Source organism: Phaeovulum vinaykumarii (genome assembly GCF_900156695.1).
GTDB classification, from domain to species: domain Bacteria; phylum Pseudomonadota; class Alphaproteobacteria; order Rhodobacterales; family Rhodobacteraceae; genus Bieblia_A; species Bieblia_A vinaykumarii.
Genome location: NZ_FTOM01000002.1, coordinates 94,820 through 114,236, shown reverse-complemented (window position 1 = coordinate 114,236; position 19,417 = coordinate 94,820). Strand labels below are relative to the sequence as shown.

The 19,417-nt window shown below is 70.6% G+C and carries 12 protein-coding genes; 4 read left to right on the top strand and 8 right to left on the bottom strand.

The genetic code is table 11. From position 1 onward, the window contains the following. Window positions 1–91: 91 nt before the first annotated feature. Genes BW949_RS04800 through dxs form a run of 3 tightly spaced genes read left to right on the top strand, consistent with a single transcriptional unit; the run spans window position 92 to window position 3,125 of the window. Window positions 92–328, top strand: a complete 237-nt coding sequence (locus BW949_RS04800; RefSeq protein ID WP_076363820.1) for an exodeoxyribonuclease VII small subunit — start codon at window positions 92–94, stop codon at window positions 326–328. Beyond that, on the top strand, window positions 329–1,195 hold the full coding sequence (locus BW949_RS04795; protein ID WP_076363819.1) for a polyprenyl synthetase family protein: 867 nt from the start codon (window positions 329–331) through the stop codon (window positions 1,193–1,195). Window positions 1,196–1,214: 19 nt separating this feature from the next. Beyond that, a complete protein-coding gene (gene dxs, locus BW949_RS04790; RefSeq protein WP_076363818.1) occupies window positions 1,215–3,125 on the top strand; it encodes a 1-deoxy-D-xylulose-5-phosphate synthase in 1,911 nt (636 codons plus the stop codon). A gap of 147 nt (window positions 3,126–3,272) precedes the next feature. Here dxs and aspS read toward each other — a convergent pair whose 3' ends face one another. After that, window positions 3,273–5,240, bottom strand: coding sequence for an aspartate--tRNA ligase (gene aspS, locus BW949_RS04785; RefSeq protein WP_076363817.1), 1,968 nt, complete (start codon window positions 5,238–5,240; stop codon window positions 3,273–3,275). A gap of 238 nt (window positions 5,241–5,478) precedes the next feature. Between aspS and carB the strand changes: the two genes are divergently transcribed. Continuing rightward, entirely contained in the window at window positions 5,479–8,811 is a 3,333-nt protein-coding gene (gene carB, locus BW949_RS04780) for a carbamoyl-phosphate synthase large subunit (protein ID WP_076363816.1), read from the top strand. A gap of 146 nt (window positions 8,812–8,957) precedes the next feature. Here the strand turns inward: carB and BW949_RS04775 are convergent, their stop codons facing one another. The 7 genes from BW949_RS04775 to BW949_RS04745 all read right to left on the bottom strand — a co-directional run bounded on the left by BW949_RS04775 (window position 8,958) and on the right by BW949_RS04745 (window position 19,377). Then, window positions 8,958–9,446, bottom strand: coding sequence for an Hsp20 family protein (locus BW949_RS04775; RefSeq protein WP_076363815.1), 489 nt, complete (start codon window positions 9,444–9,446; stop codon window positions 8,958–8,960). Window positions 9,447–9,595: 149 nt separating this feature from the next. Next, entirely contained in the window at window positions 9,596–10,390 is a 795-nt protein-coding gene (locus BW949_RS04770) for a trypsin-like serine peptidase (protein WP_235816206.1), read from the bottom strand. An 80-nt stretch (window positions 10,391–10,470) separates the two neighbouring features. Beyond that, a complete protein-coding gene (gene glcF, locus BW949_RS04765) occupies window positions 10,471–11,733 on the bottom strand; it encodes a glycolate oxidase subunit GlcF (RefSeq protein ID WP_076363814.1) in 1,263 nt (420 codons plus the stop codon). An 83-nt stretch (window positions 11,734–11,816) separates the two neighbouring features. Beyond that, the gene (locus tag BW949_RS04760) at window positions 11,817–12,956 is read right to left on the bottom strand and encodes an FAD-binding protein (RefSeq protein ID WP_076363813.1); all 1,140 of its coding nucleotides are present in this window, start codon (window positions 12,954–12,956) and stop codon (window positions 11,817–11,819) included. Window positions 12,957–13,059: 103 nt separating this feature from the next. Next, window positions 13,060–14,490 (bottom strand): FAD-linked oxidase C-terminal domain-containing protein, encoded by a 1,431-nt coding sequence (locus tag BW949_RS04755; RefSeq protein ID WP_076363812.1) that lies wholly within the window; start codon window positions 14,488–14,490, stop codon window positions 13,060–13,062. 28 nt (window positions 14,491–14,518) lie between these two features. Then, window positions 14,519–16,615 carry a glutamine amidotransferase gene (locus tag BW949_RS04750; RefSeq protein ID WP_076363811.1) on the bottom strand — a complete coding sequence of 699 codons (2,097 nt, stop codon included), beginning with the start codon at window positions 16,613–16,615 and terminating at the stop codon, window positions 14,519–14,521. Continuing rightward, window positions 16,612–19,377, bottom strand: coding sequence for a DUF4159 domain-containing protein (locus tag BW949_RS04745; protein ID WP_076363810.1), 2,766 nt, complete (start codon window positions 19,375–19,377; stop codon window positions 16,612–16,614). Before BW949_RS04745 ends, BW949_RS04750 begins: the two co-directional genes overlap by 4 nt. Window positions 19,378–19,417 lie beyond the last annotated feature (40 nt).

The window sequence follows — 19,417 nt, the reverse complement described above, 5'->3', positions numbered from 1 at the left end:
GCGGATATGATCTAGAAGCACGTGCAGCATCCGCCGCGGCCCCCGTCGCGGCGCTGCACGAGGCATCCGAGGACGAAGGGAAGACGGTGGCATGGACGACATCTCCGCGATGAGCTTCGAAGACGCGATGGCTGCCCTGGAAAAGGTGGTCCGCGATCTCGAACAGGGTCAGGTGACGCTCGAGGCCTCCATCGCGCTTTACGAGCGGGGCGCGCAATTGCGCAGCCATTGCGACAAGCTCCTGAAGGCGGCCGAGGATCGCGTCGAGAAGATCACCCTGAGCGAGACCGGCGAAGCCGTCTCGACGCAGCCGCTGGAAGGGCAGTGAATGTTTGAGACCCGTCTGACCGAGGTGCAGCGCGCCGTGCAGGCCGCGCTGGACGCAAGCCTGGCCAACCGCCCCGAGACGCCCCTGACCGAGGCCATGCGCTATGCCTGCCAGGGCGGCAAGCGGCTGCGCGCCTTCCTGGTACTGGAAGGGGCACGGGTGCACGGGCTGGCGGATGCCCAGGCGATGTCGGCCGCCGCCGCGATCGAGGCGCTGCATGCCTATTCGCTGGTCCATGACGACATGCCCTGCATGGATGACGACGACCTGCGCCGCGGCCAGCCCACCGTCCATGTCAAATGGGACGAGGTGACCGCGGTTCTGGCGGGCGACGCGCTCCAGACGCTGGCCTTCGAGCTGTGCTGCGACCCGGCGATGGGCCCGGCCGAGCGGCGCATCGAACTGGTCGCGGCGCTGGCGCGGGCCTCGGGCGTCGAAGGGATGGTGCATGGCCAGGCGCTCGACATTGCCGCCGAAAGCGCCGGCCGGCCGCTGACCCTTGAGGAGATCACCGCGCTTCAGGCCGGCAAGACCGGCGCGCTGATCGTCTTTGCCGCCGAAGCCGGCGCGATCCTGGCCGGAGCCGACCGCGCGCCGCTGCGCCGCTATGCCCAGGCGCTGGGCCTGGCGTTCCAGATCGCCGACGACATCCTGGACGAGACCGGCGACGAGGAAGTGACCGGCAAGCGCGTCGGCAAGGATGCCGATGCCGGCAAGGCGACCTTCGTGTCGCTGCTGGGCCTCGAGGGGGCGCAGGCGCGCGCGGCCGAACTGGTGCACGAGGCCTGCGACGCGCTCGAACCCTATGGTGCGACAGCGGACAACTTGCGAGCCGCAGCCCGCTTCGTTATCGCTAGAAAGAACTGACCCAGCCGGAGGACACCCCATGTCCGCTCGCCCGCAGACCCCGACGCTTGATCGGGTGAACCTGCCCACCGACATGAAGACCCTGTCCGACAGGGAGCTTGCCCAGCTTGCCCATGAATTGCGCGAGGAAACGATCTCGGCGGTATCCGAGACCGGCGGGCACCTGGGCGCGGGCCTGGGCGTGGTGGAACTGACCGTGGCGCTGCATGCGGTGTTCGACACGCCGCGCGACAAGATCATCTGGGACGTGGGTCACCAGTGCTATCCGCACAAGATCCTGACCGGCCGGCGCGACCGCATCCGCACCTTGCGCATGGAGGGCGGGCTGTCGGGCTTCACCAAGCGCACCGAAAGCAGCTATGACCCCTTCGGCGCGGGCCATTCCTCGACCTCGATCTCGGCGGCCGTGGGCTTTTCGATGGCGCGCGAGCTGGGCGGCGATCCGGGCGATGCCATCGCCGTGATCGGTGACGGCGCGATGACCGGCGGCATGGCCTTCGAGGCGCTGAACCACGCCGGCCACCTGGGCAAGCGCGTCTTCGTCGTGCTCAACGACAACGAGATGTCGATCTCGCCGCCGGTGGGGGCGCTGTCGTCCTATCTGACGCGCCTCTATACCGGCGCGCCGTTCCAGGATCTGCGCGCCGCGGCCAAGGGCGCGGTGGGTCTCTTGCCCGAACCCTTCCAGGAAGGCGCGCGCCGCGCCAAGGAGATGCTCAAGGGCATGGCCGTCGGCGGCACCCTCTTCGAGGAGCTGGGCTTCAACTATGTCGGCCCGGTCGATGGCCATGACATGGAACAGCTGCTGCCGCTGTTCCGCATGCTGAAATCGCGCGCCACCGGCCCGACGCTGATCCATGTGGTAACCAAGAAGGGCAAGGGCTTCGCCCCGGCCGAAGGCGCCGCCGACCGCCGCCACGCCACCGCGCGCTTTGACCCGGCGACCGGCCAGCAGATCAAGGCGCCCTCGAACGCGCCCAGCTACACCAAGGTCTTCGCCACTTCGCTGATCGACGAGGCCGAGCGCGACGACAAGATCGTGGCGGTCACCGCCGCCATGCCCGAAGGCACCGGCCTTGATCTCTTTGCCAAGCGCTTTCCGCGCCGCACCTTCGACGTGGGCATCGCCGAACAGCATGCGGTGACCTTCTCGGCGGGGATGGCCGCGGGGGGGATGAAACCCTTCTGCGCGATCTATTCGACCTTCCTGCAACGCGGCTATGACCAGATCGTGCATGATGTGGCGATCCAGAAGCTTCCGGTGCGCTTTGCCATCGACCGCGCGGGTCTGGTCGGCCAGGACGGCGCCACCCATGCCGGCAGCTTCGACATCGGCTTCCTGACCAACCTGCCGGGCATGGTGATGATGGCCGCCGCCGACGAAGCCGAGCTGCGCCACATGGTGGCCACCGCCACTGCCTATGACGAAGGCCCGATCGCCTTCCGCTATCCGCGCGGCGAAGGCACCGGCGTCGAGCTGCCCGAGCACGGCGAGATCCTCGAGATCGGCAAGGGCCGCATCGTGGCCGAGGGCACGCGCGTGGCCATCCTGTCCTTTGGCACCCGCCTGTCGCATGTGATGGAGGCGCGCGAATCGCTGATGGCGCGCGGCATCACCCCGACCGTGGCCGATGCCCGCTTTGCCAAGCCGCTGGACCGCGACCTGATCTTGCGCCTGGCCCGCGAACACGAGGCGCTGATCACCATCGAGGAAGGCGCCGTGGGCGGCTTTGGCAGCCATGTCGCGCATCTGCTGTTCGAGGAAGGCGCGCTGGATCGCGGGCTGCGCTACCGTTCGATGGTGCTGCCCGACATCTTCATCAACCACGCCAGCCCCTCGGCGATGTATGCCCATGCCCAGCTCAACGCCGCCGCGATCGAGGAAAAGGTTCTGGGCGTGCTGGATGTGGCAATGGCAAAGCGCGCCTGAGCGCCCCACCGGGGACGACCAGGGACAGAATACGAAAGGGGCCGCGGCGATCCGCGGCCCCTTCTTCATGGCGTAAGCGCCCTGTTTCGTGAGGCCCTGCTTCGCGGCACAGCAGGCGCGCCCGAGAGCGCGCCCGCCCACCCCGCCTCATTCCTTCGGGATCACCCGCAGGCCCAGTTCGCGCAGCTGTTCGTTGGTGGGCTCGGAGGGCGCGCCCATCATCAGGTCGCTGGCCTGCTGGTTCATCGGGAACATGATGACCTCGCGGATGTTGGCCGTGTCGGCCAGAAGCATCACGATCCGGTCGATCCCGGCCGCGCAGCCGCCGTGGGGCGGCGCGCCATAGCGGAACGCCTTGACCATGCCGCCAAAGCGTTTCTCGACCTCCTCGGGGGGATAGCCCGCCAGCTCGAACGCCTTGAACATGATGTCGAGCTTGTGGTTCCGGATCGCGCCCGACACCAGCTCGTAGCCGTTGCAGGCCAGGTCATATTGATAGCCCAGCACCTCGAGCGGATCGCCCATCAGCGCCTCCATCCCGCCCTGCGGCATCGAGAAGGGGTTGTGGCTGAAGTCGATCTTGCCCTCGTCGTCCTTCTCGTACATCGGGAAATCGACGATCCAGCAGAAGCGGAAGGTATCGGTCTCGGTCAGACCCAGCTCGCGCCCGATCTCGTTGCGCGCGCGGCCGGCAACGGCTTCGAATTGCTCGGCCTTGCCGCCAAGGAAGAACACCGCGTCGCCCTCGCCCAGGCCCATCTGCACGCGGATCGCCTCGGTGCGCTCCGGCCCCAGCGCCTTGGCGATCGGGCCCGCGGGTTCGATGTCCCCGAAAGCGCCATTCATAAGATTGCGGGCGCGCTCAACTTCGCCGAGTTTCAGCAACTCCGCGATTTGTTCGGCAATCTTGGCGTCTTCTGCTTCTTTCATTCCCTCAGTCAACAGTCGAGCGGCCGCACTAGGCGTTTCACCGAATAGTGCGAAGCGTACCGCCTCAGTCCACTTTCGCTCTTTGGCTTCCGCGCCCTTAGGCCGCCAGAAGATATAGCCCATGCCGGGCAGGCCGTTGGCCTGGGCAAAGGCGTTCATCCGGTCGCAGAACTTGCGGCTTCCGCCCGTGGGGGCGGGGATGGCGCGGATCTCGGTGCCCTCGGTCTCGAGGAGCTTGGCGAAGATGGCAAAGCCCGAGCCGCGGAAATGCTCCGAGACATCGGCCATCTTGATCGGGTTGCGCAGGTCGGGCTTGTCCGAGCCATACCACAGCATGGCGTCACGATAGGCGATGCGGGGCCAGTCCGCGTCGACCTTGCGGCCATTGCCGAATTCCTCGAACAGGCCCTGGATCACCGGCTGGACGGCGGCAAAGACATCCTCCTGCTCGACGAAGCTCATCTCGACGTCGAGCTGGTAGAAGTCGGTGGGCGAGCGGTCGGCGCGCGGATCTTCGTCGCGGAAGCAGGGCGCGATCTGGAAATAGCGGTCGAAGCCCGCCACCATGATCAGCTGCTTGAACTGCTGGGGCGCCTGCGGCAGCGCGTAGAACTTGCCCGGATGCAGCCGCGAGGGCACCAGGAAGTCACGCGCCCCCTCGGGCGAGGAGGCGGTGATGATCGGCGTCTGATATTCGTTGAAGCCCGCGTCCCACATGCGGTTGCGCAGGCTGCGCACCACGTTCGAGCGCAGCATCATGTTCTGATGCAGCCCCTCGCGGCGCAGGTCGAGGAAGCGATAGGTCAGGCGGGTTTCCTCGGGATAATCCTGCTCGCCGAAGACCGGCAGCGGCAGGTCGCCCTCGACCGCGCCCAGAACCTCGAGGTCGCGGACATAGACCTCGATCTCGCCGGTCGGGATCTTGGGGTTGACCAGATCGGGCGCGCGCAGCTTCACGGTGCCGTCGATGCGGATCACCCATTCGGCGCGCACCTTCTCCAGCGCGGCAAAGGCGGGGCTGTCGCCGTCGCACAGCACCTGGGTGATGCCGTAATGATCGCGCAGGTCGATGAACAGCACCCCCCCGTGGTCGCGCACCCGGTGCACCCAGCCCGCAAGGCGGACATTCTGACCGGCGTGGTCCTTGTTCAGCGCCGCACAGGTGTGGCTGCGGAAGGCGTGCATGGTTCTCCCCTTCTTGCGAGGCATAAAGCGTTCCGCCGCTTCAACCGCGCAGGGGCGCGAAAGTCAAGGTCGCGCCGGGCGCGGCCCCGTGCAAAGGGCGCCGGGCGGCACATTTCGCGGGCGGCCCATTTGAAGGCTTGCACGCCCGGCCCGCGGGTCTATAACCCCCATCAATTTGCGCGGGGCCAACCGGACCCCGCCCATTGTGCTGCCGCGAATCTAGCGAAGGGGTCCACCGATGCCGAAGAGAACCGATATCCAGTCCATTCTGATCATCGGTGCCGGGCCCATCGTCATCGGGCAGGCCTGCGAATTCGACTATTCCGGCGCCCAGGCCTGCAAGGCCCTGCGCGAGGAAGGCTATCGCGTGATCCTGGTCAACTCGAACCCGGCCACGATCATGACCGACCCCGAGATGGCCGACGCCACCTATATCGAGCCGATCACCCCCGAGGTGGTGGCCAAGATCATCGAGAAGGAACGCCCCGACGCCCTGCTGCCGACGATGGGCGGGCAGACCGGGCTGAACACCTCGCTGGCGCTGGCCGACATGGGCGTGCTGGAGAAATTCGGGGTCGAGCTGATCGGGGCCAACCGCGCCGCCATCGAGATGGCCGAGGACCGCAAGCTGTTCCGCGAGGCGATGGACCGGATCGGGCTGGAAAACCCCAAGGCGACCATCGTCGCCGCCCCCAAGCTGCCGAACGGCAAATATGACGTCAACGAGGGCGTGCGCCAGGCGCTGGTCGAGCTCGAGCATATCGGCCTGCCGGCGATCATCCGCCCCGCCTTCACCCTGGGCGGCACCGGCGGCGGCGTGGCCTATAACCGCGACGACTATGAGGCGATCTGCCGGAGCGGCCTCGATGCCTCGCCCGTGGCGCAGATCCTGGTCGACGAAAGCCTGCTGGGCTGGAAGGAATACGAGATGGAGGTTGTCCGCGACAAGGCTGACAACGCCATCATCGTCTGTTCCATCGAGAACGTGGACCCGATGGGGGTGCACACCGGCGACAGCATCACCGTGGCGCCCGCGCTGACGCTGACCGACAAGGAATACCAGATCATGCGCAACGGCTCGATTGCCGTCCTGCGCGAGATCGGCGTGGAAACCGGCGGCTCGAACGTGCAATGGGCGATCAACCCCAGGGACGGGCGCATGGTCGTGATCGAGATGAACCCGCGGGTGTCGCGGTCCTCGGCGCTGGCGTCCAAGGCGACGGGCTTCCCGATCGCCAAGATCGCCGCCAAGCTGGCCGTGGGCTATACGCTTGACGAGCTGGACAACGACATCACCAAGGTGACGCCCGCCAGCTTCGAGCCCACGATCGACTATGTGGTCACCAAGATCCCGCGCTTTGCCTTCGAGAAATTCCCCGGCTCGAAGCCCGAACTGACCACCGCCATGAAATCGGTGGGCGAGGCCATGGCCATCGGCCGGACCTTCCACGAATCGGTGCAGAAGGCGCTGGCCTCGATGGAGACCGGCCTGACCGGCTTCGACGAGATCGCCATCCCCGGCGCGCCCGACAAGGCCGCGGTCATCAAGGCGATCTCGGCGCAGACACCCGACCGGCTGCGCCTGATCGCGCAGGCCATGCGCCACGGGCTGTCCGATGACGAGATCCAGCACGCCACCGCCTTCGACCCGTGGTTCCTGGCCCGCATCCGCGAGATCGTCACCACCGAGGACGAGATCCGCAAGACCGGCCTGCCGCTGGACGAAGCCGGGTTGCGCCGGCTCAAGATGATGGGCTTCACCGATGCGCGCCTGGCCACGCTGACCGGCCGCGACGAGGACCAGATCCGCCGTGCCCGCGCCAATCTGGGCGTGAAGGCCGTGTTCAAGCGCATCGACACCTGCGCCGCCGAATTCGAGGCCCAGACCCCCTACATGTATTCCACCTACGAAGTCCCCGCGATGGGCGAGGTGGAATGCGAGGCGCGTCCCTCGGACCGCAAGAAGGTGGTGATCCTGGGCGGCGGGCCCAACCGCATCGGCCAGGGGATCGAATTCGACTATTGCTGCTGCCATGCCTGTTTCGCGCTGACCAAGGTCGGCTACGAGACGATCATGATCAACTGCAACCCCGAGACCGTCTCGACCGATTATGACACCTCGGACCGGCTCTATTTCGAACCGCTGACCCTCGAGCACGTCCTCGAGATCCTGCGCGTCGAACAGGAGAAGGGCACGCTGCACGGCGTCATCGTGCAATTCGGCGGCCAGACCCCGCTCAAGCTGGCCAATGCTCTGGAAGAGGCGGGCATCCCGATCCTGGGCACCTCGCCCGATGCGATCGACCTGGCCGAGGACCGCGAGCGCTTCCAGAACCTGCTGCACGAGCTGGGCCTGAAACAGCCGGTCAACGGCATCGCCGCCTCGGATGCCGAGGCCCTGCGCATCGCCGAGGAGGTGGGCTTCCCGCTGGTCATCCGCCCGTCCTATGTGCTGGGCGGCCGCGCCATGGAGATCGTGCGCGACATGGACCACCTGCGCCGCTACATCCGCGATGCCGTGGTCGTGTCGGGCAAGAGCCCCGTCCTGCTGGACAGCTACCTGTCCGGCGCCATCGAGGTGGACGTGGATGCGCTGTGCGACGGCAAGGATGTCCATGTCGCCGGGATCATGCAGCACATCGAGGAAGCCGGCGTCCATTCGGGCGATTCGGCCTGCTCGCTGCCGCCCTATTCGCTGTCGCCCGAGATCGTGACCGAACTGCATGAACAGGCGCGCAAGCTGGCGCTGGGGCTCAATGTCGTGGGGCTGATGAACGTGCAATTCGCCATCAAGGATGGGGTGATCTACGTTCTCGAGGTGAACCCGCGCGCCTCGCGCACCGTGCCCTTCGTGGCCAAGGCCACCGACAGCGCCATTGCCTCGATCGCGGCGCGGCTGATGGCGGGCGAGCCGCTCTCGGCCTTCCCGATGCGCGCCCCCTACCCCGAGGGCGTGGGCCCGGAAACGCCGCTGCCCTTCGCCGATCCGCTGACGCTGGCCGATCCGAAGACGCCGTGGTTCTCGGTCAAGGAAGCGGTGCTGCCGTTTGCGCGCTTCCCCGGCGTCGACACCCTGCTGGGCCCGGAGATGCGCTCGACCGGCGAGGTCATGGGCTGGGATCGCAACTTCCCGCGCGCCTTCCTCAAGGCGCAGATGGGCGCGGGCACGCATCTGCCCGAAAGCGGCAAGGTGTTCCTGTCGATCAAGGATGCCGACAAGACCGCGCCTCTGGCGCAGGCCGCGCGCGATCTGGTCGAGATGGGCTTCTCGATCATCGCCACCCGCGGCACGGCGGCCTTCCTGCATGGCCACGGGATCGAGGCCGAGGTGGTCAACAAGGTCTATGAGGGCCGGCCCAACATCGTCGACAGCCTCAAGAACGGCGAGATCACGCTGGTGCTGAACACCACCGAAGGCGCGCAGGCCGTGGCCGACAGCCGCGAGATCCGGGCCGTCGCGCTCTATGACAAGATCCCCTATTTCACCACGGCCGCGGCCTCGATCGCCTCGGTCGCGGCGATGAAATCGCGCGCCGAGGGCGACATCGACGTCCGCCCGCTCCAGAACTGATCCGGCCCGCCGGACCGGACATATGGAAAGGCCGCCCTGTCACGGGGCGGCCTTTTCCATGTCCGGCCCATCGTCGCGGGCCGCGGTCTGTGTGTGTGATGGGGGGCCGGCCGGGTTGCCCCGGCAGGCCCTTACAGCCAGGAACCTCAGGCCTCGACGGCCTCTTCCACCTTGTCGATCGCGCCGGCCTTGACGCGGGTTTCCGCGCGGGCAGGCCCGGCGATCTCGATGCGGCGGGGCTTCAGCGCCTCGGGCACTTCGCGCACCAGATCGACATGCAGCATCCCGTCCAGATGCGTCGCGCCGGTGACCTTCACATGGTCGGCCAGCGCAAAGCGGCGCTCGAAGGCGCGGGTGGCGATCCCGCGATGCAGATAGGTGCGTTCCCCTTCCTCGACCGCCTTGCGGGCCGAGATGATCAGCGCGCCATCGCGCATCTCGACGTTCAGCTCGTCCGAGGCAAAGCCCGCCACCGCGATCGAAATACGATAGGCGTCATCGCCCGTCTTCTCGATGTTGTAGGGCGGATAGCTGGGCTGGCTGATATCGGCGGCCAGCGCACGATCCATCAGATCGGCAACGCGGTCAAAGCCGATGGTGGCACGATAAAGGGGCGAAAAGTCAAAGGTTCGCATGGGGACATCCTCTCTTGAGCGATGATCTCTGCCCGCCCCGTCCGGGGCCGGGCGCTTGCCGTCGCGGCCCGTCATGGCACCGCGACCCCCCTGATCTGGGCATTGCGAAACGGGTTTCAAGACCCAGGGCCGGCGCAGGTCGGGGGCGGTCAGGGGCGCAGGAACTTGGCCCCGGCGCCGGCGCGGATCTGGCCGCCCTCGCCGGCATCCAGCGCCGCCTTCAGCGCCGCCACCGTCTCGACCGTGGTGCCCAGCGACAGCGGCCGGCCGCCCATCTCGGTCTTGGCCGACACCACCGAAACGATATGCGGCGCGCCCTGGCGCAGCACGAAGACCGGCGCCCCCGAGGCCCCGAATTCCGCCGAACAGGACATCAGCACCACCTGGTGGTCGCGCCCCAGGATCGAGCAGACCTCCTGGAGCGAGGGCGCCTCGGCGCGGTCGCGGGCATAGGAGACCACGCCGACCTCCTCGCCCATCTGCGGCGCGGGATCGAGCGCGAAGGGATGGATGGAGGGCAGGCGGATCGGGCGATCCAGCTCGACCAGCGCCACGTCCCAGGCCACGCGGTCCAGCCGGTCGGCCTGGGCATAGTCATAGCGCGGATGCACGACGACGCGGCGCGCCCCGCGATAGGCCACCGCGCGCCCGTTGCGCAGACCGGCGGAAAAGCGGATCTCGGCCGGGTCGATCATCCGGCCGCCGTCACGGGCGAACAGGCAATGCGCCGCCGTCAGCACCAGGTCGGGGGCGATCAGCGCGCCGGTGCAGAAGGCGTCCGGCCCCAGATCCAGCCGGCCGACGGCCTCCCAGCCGCGGGACTGGTCCCCGGTCAGAAGCGGGCGCAGACCGCTTTCGGCCCGCGCGCCCTGCCCCCATGACATCAGCGCCAGCGCGCCCAGAAGGGCGGGCAGCAGAAGAAGGCGAAAGCGCAGGGACAGCATGAACGGGCCGATCAGGTCGAGGTCGGCGCCACCATGGCGGGCAAATCGGGCGCGATCAAGGCCGTGCGGCGCCGCGCGCGCTATCCCAGCGCAGCGGGCCGCGGCCCGCCCGTCGCCCAGTCCAGAAGCTCGACCGTATGCACCACCGGCAGCGCGCAATCCTTGCCGATCTGGACCATGCAGCCGATGTTGCCCGCGGCAATCAGATCGGCCCCGGTCGCGGTAAGGCTGGCGCGCTTGCGCTGGCCCAGTTCGCCGGCGATGGCGGGTTGCAACACGTTGTAGGTGCCCGCCGAGCCGCAGCACAGATGCGGATCGACGGGATCGCGCAGCGCAAATCCCGCCCGTTTCAGCAGCGCCTTGGGCGCCGCCGTCACCTTCTGGCCGTGTTGCAGCGAACAGGCCGCGTGATAGGCCACGACCAGCCCGCGGTCGGGGCACTCGGGAAAGTCGAGCCCCTCCAGCACCTCGGTGATGTCGCGGCTGCGCGCGGCGATCTCGGCGGCGGCCTCGGCCTCGGGGGTGCCGGCGAAGAGATGCCCGTAATCCTTGAGCGTGGTGCCGCAGCCCGAGGTGGTGACCACGATCGCATCGAGCGGGCCCAGGTCGCGGATCGCGGCCAGCGTGGCGCGGGCCCTGGCCATCGCGCCGTCCGTGCGGCCCATGTGATGTTCGAGCGCACCGCAGCAGCCGAAGCGGGCGGGCTCGACCACCTCGGCGCCCAGGCGGCGCAGAAGCCGCGTGGCCGAGGCATGGATGCCCGGGTCCATCACCTTCTGCGCACAGCCGGGCAGAAGCGCCACGCGCAGTTTCGGCGCGGGCGGGTCGGGTTCGGTCACGGGCTGGGCCGCGGGCAGATGCGCCGGCGCCAGATCCAGCATCGCGCGCAACCGGGCATCGGGCAGCCAGGCGCCCAGCGGGCGCACCACCCGCGCCACCCGCAGCGCGCCCCGCATCAGCGCCGGATGGGTCAGCACCCGCGCCAGGACCGCGCGCATCAGCCGGTCATGCCAGGGGCGGCGGAAAGTGGCCTCGGCATGGGCGCGGGCATGGTCGAGAAGGTGCATGTAATCCACCCCCGAGGGGCAGGTGGTCATGCAGGCCAGACAGCCCAGGCAGCGGTCGAGATGGCGCACGATGCGGGCATCCGCGGGGCGGCCGCTCTCGAGCATTTCCTTGATCAGGTAGATGCGCCCGCGCGGGCTGTCGAGTTCGTCGCCCAGCACCTGATAGCTGGGGCAGGTGGCCGTGCAGAACCCGCAATGCACGCAGGCCCGCAGGATGCGGTTGGCCTGGGCGATGGCCGGATCGGCCAGCTGCTCGGGGGTGAAGGTGGTCTGCATGTCGCGCGTATGCCCCGTGGCTCAGTGCAAGGGAGGGTGGCAGCGGGATCGGGCCGCGTCCAGGGGGAAGGCCGGGCGGCGCATCAGCCCATCCGGCCGGGGTTGAGGCGGCCCTGCGGGTCAAAGCGCGCCCGCAGCCCGCACGACAACGCCGCGACGGGGGCGGGTTCGGGCGCAAAGGCGCCAGGCCCCGCGGGCAGGAAACGCGTTGCATGGCCGGCAAAGGGGGCGGCCAGCGCGCGCGCATCGCAGCCTTCGGGCAGGCGCGCCCAGATCAGGCCGCCGCCCCAGTCCAGAAGGACGGGCGCCGCCTGCGCCGGCCCGGCGGCAAGACCCGGGCGCGCAAGGCCCAGGCGCGACAGGCCCAGACGCGCAAGGATCGCCGGGGCTTCGGAGGGGCGGCACGAAATGCGCCAGAGATCGCCCGGCAGGGCCGCAAGCGGCGCCAGGCTGGCCAGCGCGCGCCAGGGGGCTACGGGGTCGGGTGCGAGATCGAGCGCGTGATCGGGGAAAAGCGCGCGCGCCGCGGCCAGCCGTTCGGCCAGGCCCGCGCCGCGCCCCTCAAGGCGCAGGAGCGCCCCCGTTCCCGGCATCCAGCCCGCGCCCGTGACCCCGAGCGGCGCGCCCAGCGCGCGCGACAGGACCGGCACTGCCGCCTCTGCGCCCAGGCCGGGCAGGACCAGCGTCGCGGTCTCGGGGGCGGCGGGCAGGAGCTTGAAGGCCACCTCGCTCAGCACGCCCAGGGTGCCCCAGCTGCCCGCCATCAGCTTGGCCAGGTCATAGCCGGTGACATTCTTCATCACCCGGCCGCCGTTCTTGACGATGGTGCCCGTGCCATCGACGAAACGCACCCCGATCAGCGCGTCGCGGCACGCCCCCAGCGCGACCCGTGCCGGACCCGAGGCATTGGCCGCCACCACGCCGCCGATGCGCGAGCCGCCGGGCGCGCCGAGCGCCGCGCCCCAGTCCGGGGGCTCGAAGGGCAGGCGCTGGCCCTCGGCGGCCAGAAGGGCGGTGACTTCGGACAGGGGTGTGCCCGCGCGCACCACCAGCGTCAGTGCGGCGGGTTCATAGAGCGTGACGCCGGCAAGGCCGGTGGTGTCGAGCACCTGCGCCCCCGCCGTGGGCACGCCCACGGGCCGGGTGCCGCCGCCGCGGATGGCCAGGGGGCCCCGGGCGGTGGCGATGGCCTCGGCCAGCTCGTCTTCGGTGGTGGGTTTCATCGCATCTGTCCCCGCAGGCAGGTGGGAGCGGGGCTTGGCCCCATCGAGGGGCCGCGCCCCGCCGGAGGGCAGGCGCCCTCCGCGGCCCGGTCCCGGCGGCCGGTCATGCCCGCCGCCCCGCGCTGGCCGAAAGCGGGAAGACCTTGGCCGGGTTCAAGAGCCACCCCGGATCGAACACGTCCTTGACGCGCATCTGCGCCTCGAGATCGGCGGGCACGAATTGCGCCGCCATCAGGTCGCGCTTTTCCACGCCCACGCCATGTTCGCCGGTCAGGCATCCGCCCACCTCGACGCAAAGCCGCAGGATGTCGGCGCCCAGTGCCTCGGCCCGCGCCAGATCGCCCGGCGCATTGGCATCATAGAGGATCAGCGGGTGCATGTTGCCGTCGCCCGCGTGGAAGACATTGGCGACCTCGAGCCCGGCCTCGGCGCTCATCCGGGCGATCTCGGAGAGCACCTTGGGCAGCGCCGAAACCGGGATCGTGCCGTCAAGGCACATGTAATCGTTGATCTGGCCCATGGCGCCGAAGGCCGACTTGCGCCCCAGCCAGATGCGGCGGCTCTCGTCCTCGGAGCGGCTCTCGCGCAATTCGACCGGGCCGTGGCGGCGCGCGATCCCCGAGACCAGCGCCAGTTCCTCGGCGATTTCCTCGGGGCCGCCCTCGACCTCGACGATCAGGAGCGCCTCGCAATCGGGGTAGCCCGCGCCGGCAAAGGCTTCGGTCGCGCGGATGCAGGGGCGGTCCATGTATTCGATGGCCACCGGCAGCACCCCAGCGCGGATGATGTCGGCCACGCAGGCGCCCGCGGCCTCGGCGCTGTCGAAGCCGATCAGCACCGGGCGGGCGCCGCGCGGGCGGGGCAGGATGCGCAGCCAGGCTTCGGTCACCACGCCAAGCTGCCCTTCGGAGCCGCAGACGACGCCCAGCAGATCAAGCCCGCCGGCATCGCAGAAGGGCCCGCCCAGCTCGACGATCTCGCCCGTCATGGTGACCAGCGTCACCCCCAGCAGGTTGTTGGTGGTCACGCCATACTTGAGGCAATGCGCCCCGCCGGAATTCATGGCGATATTGCCCGCGATCAGGCAGGCCAGCTGGCTTGAGGGGTCGGGGGCGTAGAAGAAGCCCTCGGGCTCGACCGCGTTCGACACGCCCAGATTGGTGATCCCGGCCTCGACGCGGACCACGCGGTCCTGCGCGCTGACCTCGAGCACCCGGCGCATCCGCATGACGCCCAGCACCACCGCATCGGCCGAGGGCATGGCCCCGCCCGCCAGCGACGTGCCCGCCCCGCGCGGCACCACGGGCACCTTCTCCTCGGCGCAGATGCGCAGCGCGGCGGCCACCTCGGCGGTCGAGCGCGGCAGGACCACGGCCAGCGGCGGGGTGCGATAGGCCGAGAGCGCATCGCATTCATAGGCGCGCGTCTCGACCGGATCGTCGATCACGCCCTCGGCGCCCAGCGCGGCGCGCAGACGGGCAACGATGGCCGGCTTGCGCGCCAGGATCGCGGGATCGGGGGTGGGCATCTGCATGGGGCCGCCTCCTGTCGGTGGAACGTTTCTAGGGGGCAGAGGCCCGTCTTGACAAGCGTCGCCGCCCCTCGAGCAGCCAGGCCGCCACGAAGGCCAGCGCCACCAGCACCGCCCAGGCCCATTCGGGCAGGAGCGGGCGCACCTCCATCCCGGTCACGGCGCGGGCGTCGCGCGGGGTGATCCCGATCCAGCCGCGCCCCGCCGCCTGCGCCCCCGGCCGCACCAGCCGGATCTGCGGCACGCCATCCTCAAGGCGCCGGAACGCCCCGCCCGAGCCCGCCACCGCCGCGGCCAGCGGGCCTTGGGTGGCCAGCGGCATCTCGTATTCGCGCGGCGCCGCCGGCCCCAGCCCCAGCACGCGCGCGATCTCGCCCGAGCGCAGCCGGTAAAGGCCCGGCTCCGGCGCGGTCCAGTCCAGCACGAAACGCCCCGGCCCGTCGGGCCGCAGCTCGGGGGTCAGCACCGCGCCCGCGGGGGTGGTGATCGTCAGATCGGGGGTCTCCTCGGACAGGGTGCGGCGCAGGATGCGCGCCTCGAGCTTGCCGGGCCGCACCCGCGCTTCGAGCGATTCTTCCTCGAGGTCGGGCTCCTGCATCGACCAATGCGCGATCCGGCGTAGAAGCTCCTGCTGCGGGCCGCCGCCCTCGAAGCCGCGATCCCACAGCCAGGCCTGATCCGACGCCAGAAGCGCCACGCGCCCCTTGCCCACCCGCGACAGCACCAGAAGCGGGCCGCCATCGGCGCCGGCGCGCATCACCACCTGACCGTCGACCGGGCCAAGGTCGATCCGGCGCAGCCAGCGGCCCCAGTCGGCCTCGGCCGCGGGATCGGGCATCAGCCCGGCGGTCACCGGATGGCGCGCGCCCAGTTCGGTCACGCGGGGGCGGAAGGGGGTCTCCTCGACCCGCCCCGAGGGGCCCGCCGGCAGGACCGCGCCCAGCGGGGTATGCGACAGGCTCTCGACCCCGGCGAATTCGGGGCCCGCGGCCACCAGGATCGCGCCGCCGGCTTCGACATAGGCGCGGATCGAATCGTAATAGGTGTCGGGCAGAAGGCCCCGCGCGCGGTAGCGGTCAAAGATGATCAGATCGAATTCGTCGATCTTCTCGAGGAACAATTCCCGCGTCGGAAAGGCGATCAGCGCCAGCTGCGAGACCGGAACGCCGTCCTGTTTCTCGGGCGGACGCAGGATGGTGAAATGCACCAGATCGACCGAGGCATCCGATTTCAGCAGGTTGCGCCAGGTGCGTTCGCCGGCGTGGGGCTCGCCCGAGACCAGCAGCACCCGCAGCCGATCGCGCACGCCGTTGATCTGGACCACGGCGGCGTTGTTGCGCGGCGTGATCTCGCCCGCGGCCTCGGGCAGGCTGATCTGGACGACGTTCTGCCCGCCGTGTTCCAGCGTCAGCGGCAGTTCCAGGTCACGGCCCACCGGCACCTCGAAGCTTTCGGGCGGGGCGCCATCGACCGAGATATCGATGCGCGCCCGCCCGGTCACGGATGCGGGCACATCGCCCAGATCCTCGATGCGCAGGCCGATCACCAGTTCCTCGCCGATGATGCCGAAGGCGGGGGCCTCGCGCAGGACCAGACGGCGGTCCCATTCGCCGCGATGCCCGGTCAGCAGGACATGGAACGGCGCGGGCAGCGCGGGCAGGGACTCGGGGTCGTGGACCGCCCCGTCGCTGAGCGCGATCACCCCGGCGATCCGCGCGGACGGCTCGCGCGCCAGCGCCCCGGCCAGCGCCGCGCCCATCCGCGTGCCGCCGTTCTCGGGCGCATCGCCCAGCGTGACGCGGCGCAGCTCCACCCCCGGCAGGCCCGCAAGCGCCGCCTGAAGACGCGCGGCGGTGCGCGCGGTGACCTCGGCGCGGTCGGCCAGGTTCTGCGAGGCGCTCTCGTCGGTGACAAGAACCACGATGTCGGAGAGCGGCTCGCTCAGCTCGCGGCGCAGCATCGGCCCGGCCAGCGCCAGGATCAGAAGGCCCAGCCCCAGACCGCGCAACGCCCAGCCCCCCAGCCCGCGCCACAGCGCGCCCAGCGTGGCCAGCCCGGCCAGCGCCGCCAGCCCGACCAGCACCGGAACCGGCAGATGCGGGGCCAGGATCACGTCGAGGCCGGTCATTGCCCCAGCCTTTCCAGAAGCGCCGGCACATGCACCTGGTCGGCCTTGTAGTTGCCGGTCAGCACATGCATCACCAGATTGACGCCGAAGCGATAGGCCATCTCGCGCTGCTCCCAGCCGCCGTCGATCCCGCCCAGCGGAAACATCGGCCGGCCCTGATCGTCCACCGCCCAGGCCGCGGCCCAGTCGTTGCCGCCGATGACCACCGGCGTCACCCCGTCATTGGCGTTGTAAAAGCCGCCCTCGACCGGGGCCGCGGGGTCGGCGGGGGCCTCGACCCAGACCGGCGCGCCCTCATGGCGCCCCGGAAAGCCGGAGATCAGATAGAACGACCGCGTCAGGACGTGATCCCCCGGCACCGGAGCCAGCGGCGGAATATCGAGCGGCGCGGCCAGATCGCGCAGCCGCGCCCCCGCGGGCGAGGTCAGACCAAAGCCCGAGACATCGCCGTCGCGGGTGTCGAAAAGGATCATCCCTCCCCGCCCCAGGAACCGGTTGAGCTGCGCATAGGCCGCCCCGGACGGCGCCGGCTGATCGGGCGTCACCGGCCAGTAGATCAGCGTGAACAGGGCCAGGTCGTCGTTTTCCAGATCAACGGCCATGGGCGGGCCGGGCTCGACCGCGGTGCGCCGGCTCAGCGTCTGCGACAGGCCGCGCAGCCCCGCTTCGGAGGCGGCATCGACCTGCGGATCGTCGGTCACGACATAGGCCAGAACGACCTCGCGCGCGGCGGCGGTCGCGCGGGCAATGTCCATCCCGTCGGCGCGCAGGGGCGGCGCGGACAAAGGCACCGCCAGCACCAGCAGAAGAAGGGCCGCCCCCCGCCCGCGCAGCCGCCCCGAAAGCGCCAGCGCCGCCAGCGCATCGGCCAGAAGAAGCGCCAGCGCCGCCACCAGCGCCAGCGGCCCCAGCGCGCGGCCCGCGGTCTCGGGGCCGGTGCGCGGCGCCAGCCGGTCGGGCCAGCGCGCAGGCTGCGGCGCGTCCGCACCCACGACGTTCAGCGCCACCTGCTGCGCCCCGGCGCGATAGAGCCCCGGCGGCAGGCCCGGCCCCGGCGCCGCCCCGGCCAGCCGCGCGCCCGGCACACCGGCCATGCCCTCGGCCGGGCGCAGCGCGCCAAATCCGTCGAGCACCGGCCCCGGCACCCAGGTCTGGCCCCGCAGGCGTGCCGCCCCCGCGGCGCCATCCGCCCCCGCCACGCGGGCCGAGGCCGTCAGCCGTTCCAGCATGGCCACGAACAGTCCCGACAGCGGGATCGAGGACCATTCGGCATTGGCCGAGACATGGAACAGCACCACCTGTCCCGCCCCGCGCGCCGCCCGCGTGACCAGCGGCGTGCCATCCTCGAGCGCGGCAATGGTGCGCGCGGCCAGTTCGGGGCCCGGCTCGGCCAGAAGCTGGCGGCGCACGCTGACCTCGGCGGGCACGGACAGCCCGGCGAAGGGCGAGCCCTCGGGAAACGGCGCAAGCGCCCGCGGCGCGCCCCAGCTCATCGTGCCGCCGACGCTGCGCCCGGCGCCGCGCAGACGCACCGGCAGGAGCGGATCCTCGGGGGCGTCGCGCCAGCGCCCCGGCCCGCCGGTCTCGGCCGCGGCCAGTGCGGCCGCCATGCGCGGCCCGGCAAAGCGGATCAGCACGCCCCCCTTCTCGACCCATTGCGCCAGCGCGGCGGCCTCGGGCGGGTTGGCCACATCCGACAGCACGATGACATCGGGCGCGCTTTGCAGCATGTCCTGAAGCGTGCCCTCGACCAGATCGGCGCCCTCGGAAAGCGCCGCGCGCAGGTAGAGATCGGGCGCCAGCAGCTCCAGCCCCTCGCGGGTGCCCGCGCCCTCGACCAGCGCCACCTTGCGCCGGCGCAGCGCATCATCGGCCAGAACCACGCCCTGGGCGCCCTGCGCCGGCACCAGCGCAAAGCGGGTGATGCGGTTGCGCAGTTCGGCCGGCAGGTCGAAGACGACCTCGGCGGCATCGGGCCCGGCCGCGGCACGCGACAGCACGGTTTCGGCGCCGTCCGGCCCCTTGCCCAGCGCCTGCACCGTGACCGCGCCCGCAGGCCCCAGCCGCGTCAGCCGCAGCCGGATCTGCCCATCCTCGATGCGCGCCGGGCCCAGCGCGATCAGCGGCGTGGCGGGTTCCTCGATGCGCAGGGCCCCGCGCGCGTCCAGCACCGCCCGCAGCCGCGCGCGCCCTGGCCAGTCCACGCCGTCCGACAGCCACAGACTGTCGAAAGACCCTTGCGGCAGATGCGCGGCCCAGCCGTCTTCGGGCCGGCGCGGCAGCCAGGGGCGCGGGGCCAGCCCGGCCAGATCGACGCCGGGCGCAAAGACCGACGCGGGCCCCGGATCGGCGGGGGTGAAAAGCGCCACGGGCCGCCCCGAAAGCGCGGCGGCGCGGGCCAGATCTTCGGCACGGGCGCGGCGCGTGGGCCAGTCGCGGGCGGCGGCCCAACTATCGTCCACCACCAGAAGCAGCGGGCCCGTTCCGCCCCCCTCGGGTGCGGCGACAGGGCCCAGAACCGGCCCGGCAAAGCCGATCAGCGCCAGCGCCAGCGCCAGCGCGCGCAAGAGCACCAGCCACCAGGGCGTGCGGATCGCCTGCGGCGGAGCGTCGGGCAGACCGTCGAGCAGCGCCAGCCCGGCAAAGCGCAGCCGCCGCGGCGCCGGGGGCAGCGCGCGCAGCACCAGCCACAGGACCGGCAGCCCCAGAAGCCCCCACAGCACCCAGGGCGCGGCAAAGCCCAGGCCCAGCGCCGCGATCATCGTGCCCGCCCCCGGTCCGGGCCGCGGCGCTCAGGGCGGG

Coding starts and splice junctions, on each gene's coding strand:
- BW949_RS04770 (WP_235816206.1), bottom strand. CDS start 10,390: ATGCTGTCCCTGCGCTTTCGCCTTCTTCTGCTGCCCGCCCTTCTGGGC.
- BW949_RS04775 (WP_076363815.1), bottom strand. CDS start 9,446: ATGCGAACCTTTGACTTTTCGCCCCTTTATCGTGCCACCATCGGCTTT.
- carB (WP_076363816.1), top strand. CDS start 5,479: ATGCCGAAGAGAACCGATATCCAGTCCATTCTGATCATCGGTGCCGGG.
- BW949_RS04800 (WP_076363820.1), top strand. CDS start 92: ATGGACGACATCTCCGCGATGAGCTTCGAAGACGCGATGGCTGCCCTG.
- BW949_RS04760 (WP_076363813.1), bottom strand. CDS start 12,956: ATGAAACCCACCACCGAAGACGAGCTGGCCGAGGCCATCGCCACCGCC.
- BW949_RS04750 (WP_076363811.1), bottom strand. CDS start 16,615: ATGACCGGCCTCGACGTGATCCTGGCCCCGCATCTGCCGGTTCCGGTG.
- BW949_RS04795 (WP_076363819.1), top strand. CDS start 329: ATGTTTGAGACCCGTCTGACCGAGGTGCAGCGCGCCGTGCAGGCCGCG.
- BW949_RS04755 (WP_076363812.1), bottom strand. CDS start 14,490: ATGCAGATGCCCACCCCCGATCCCGCGATCCTGGCGCGCAAGCCGGCC.
- BW949_RS04745 (WP_076363810.1), bottom strand. CDS start 19,377: ATGATCGCGGCGCTGGGCCTGGGCTTTGCCGCGCCCTGGGTGCTGTGG.
- dxs (WP_076363818.1), top strand. CDS start 1,215: ATGTCCGCTCGCCCGCAGACCCCGACGCTTGATCGGGTGAACCTGCCC.
- glcF (WP_076363814.1), bottom strand. CDS start 11,733: ATGCAGACCACCTTCACCCCCGAGCAGCTGGCCGATCCGGCCATCGCC.
- aspS (WP_076363817.1), bottom strand. CDS start 5,240: ATGCACGCCTTCCGCAGCCACACCTGTGCGGCGCTGAACAAGGACCAC.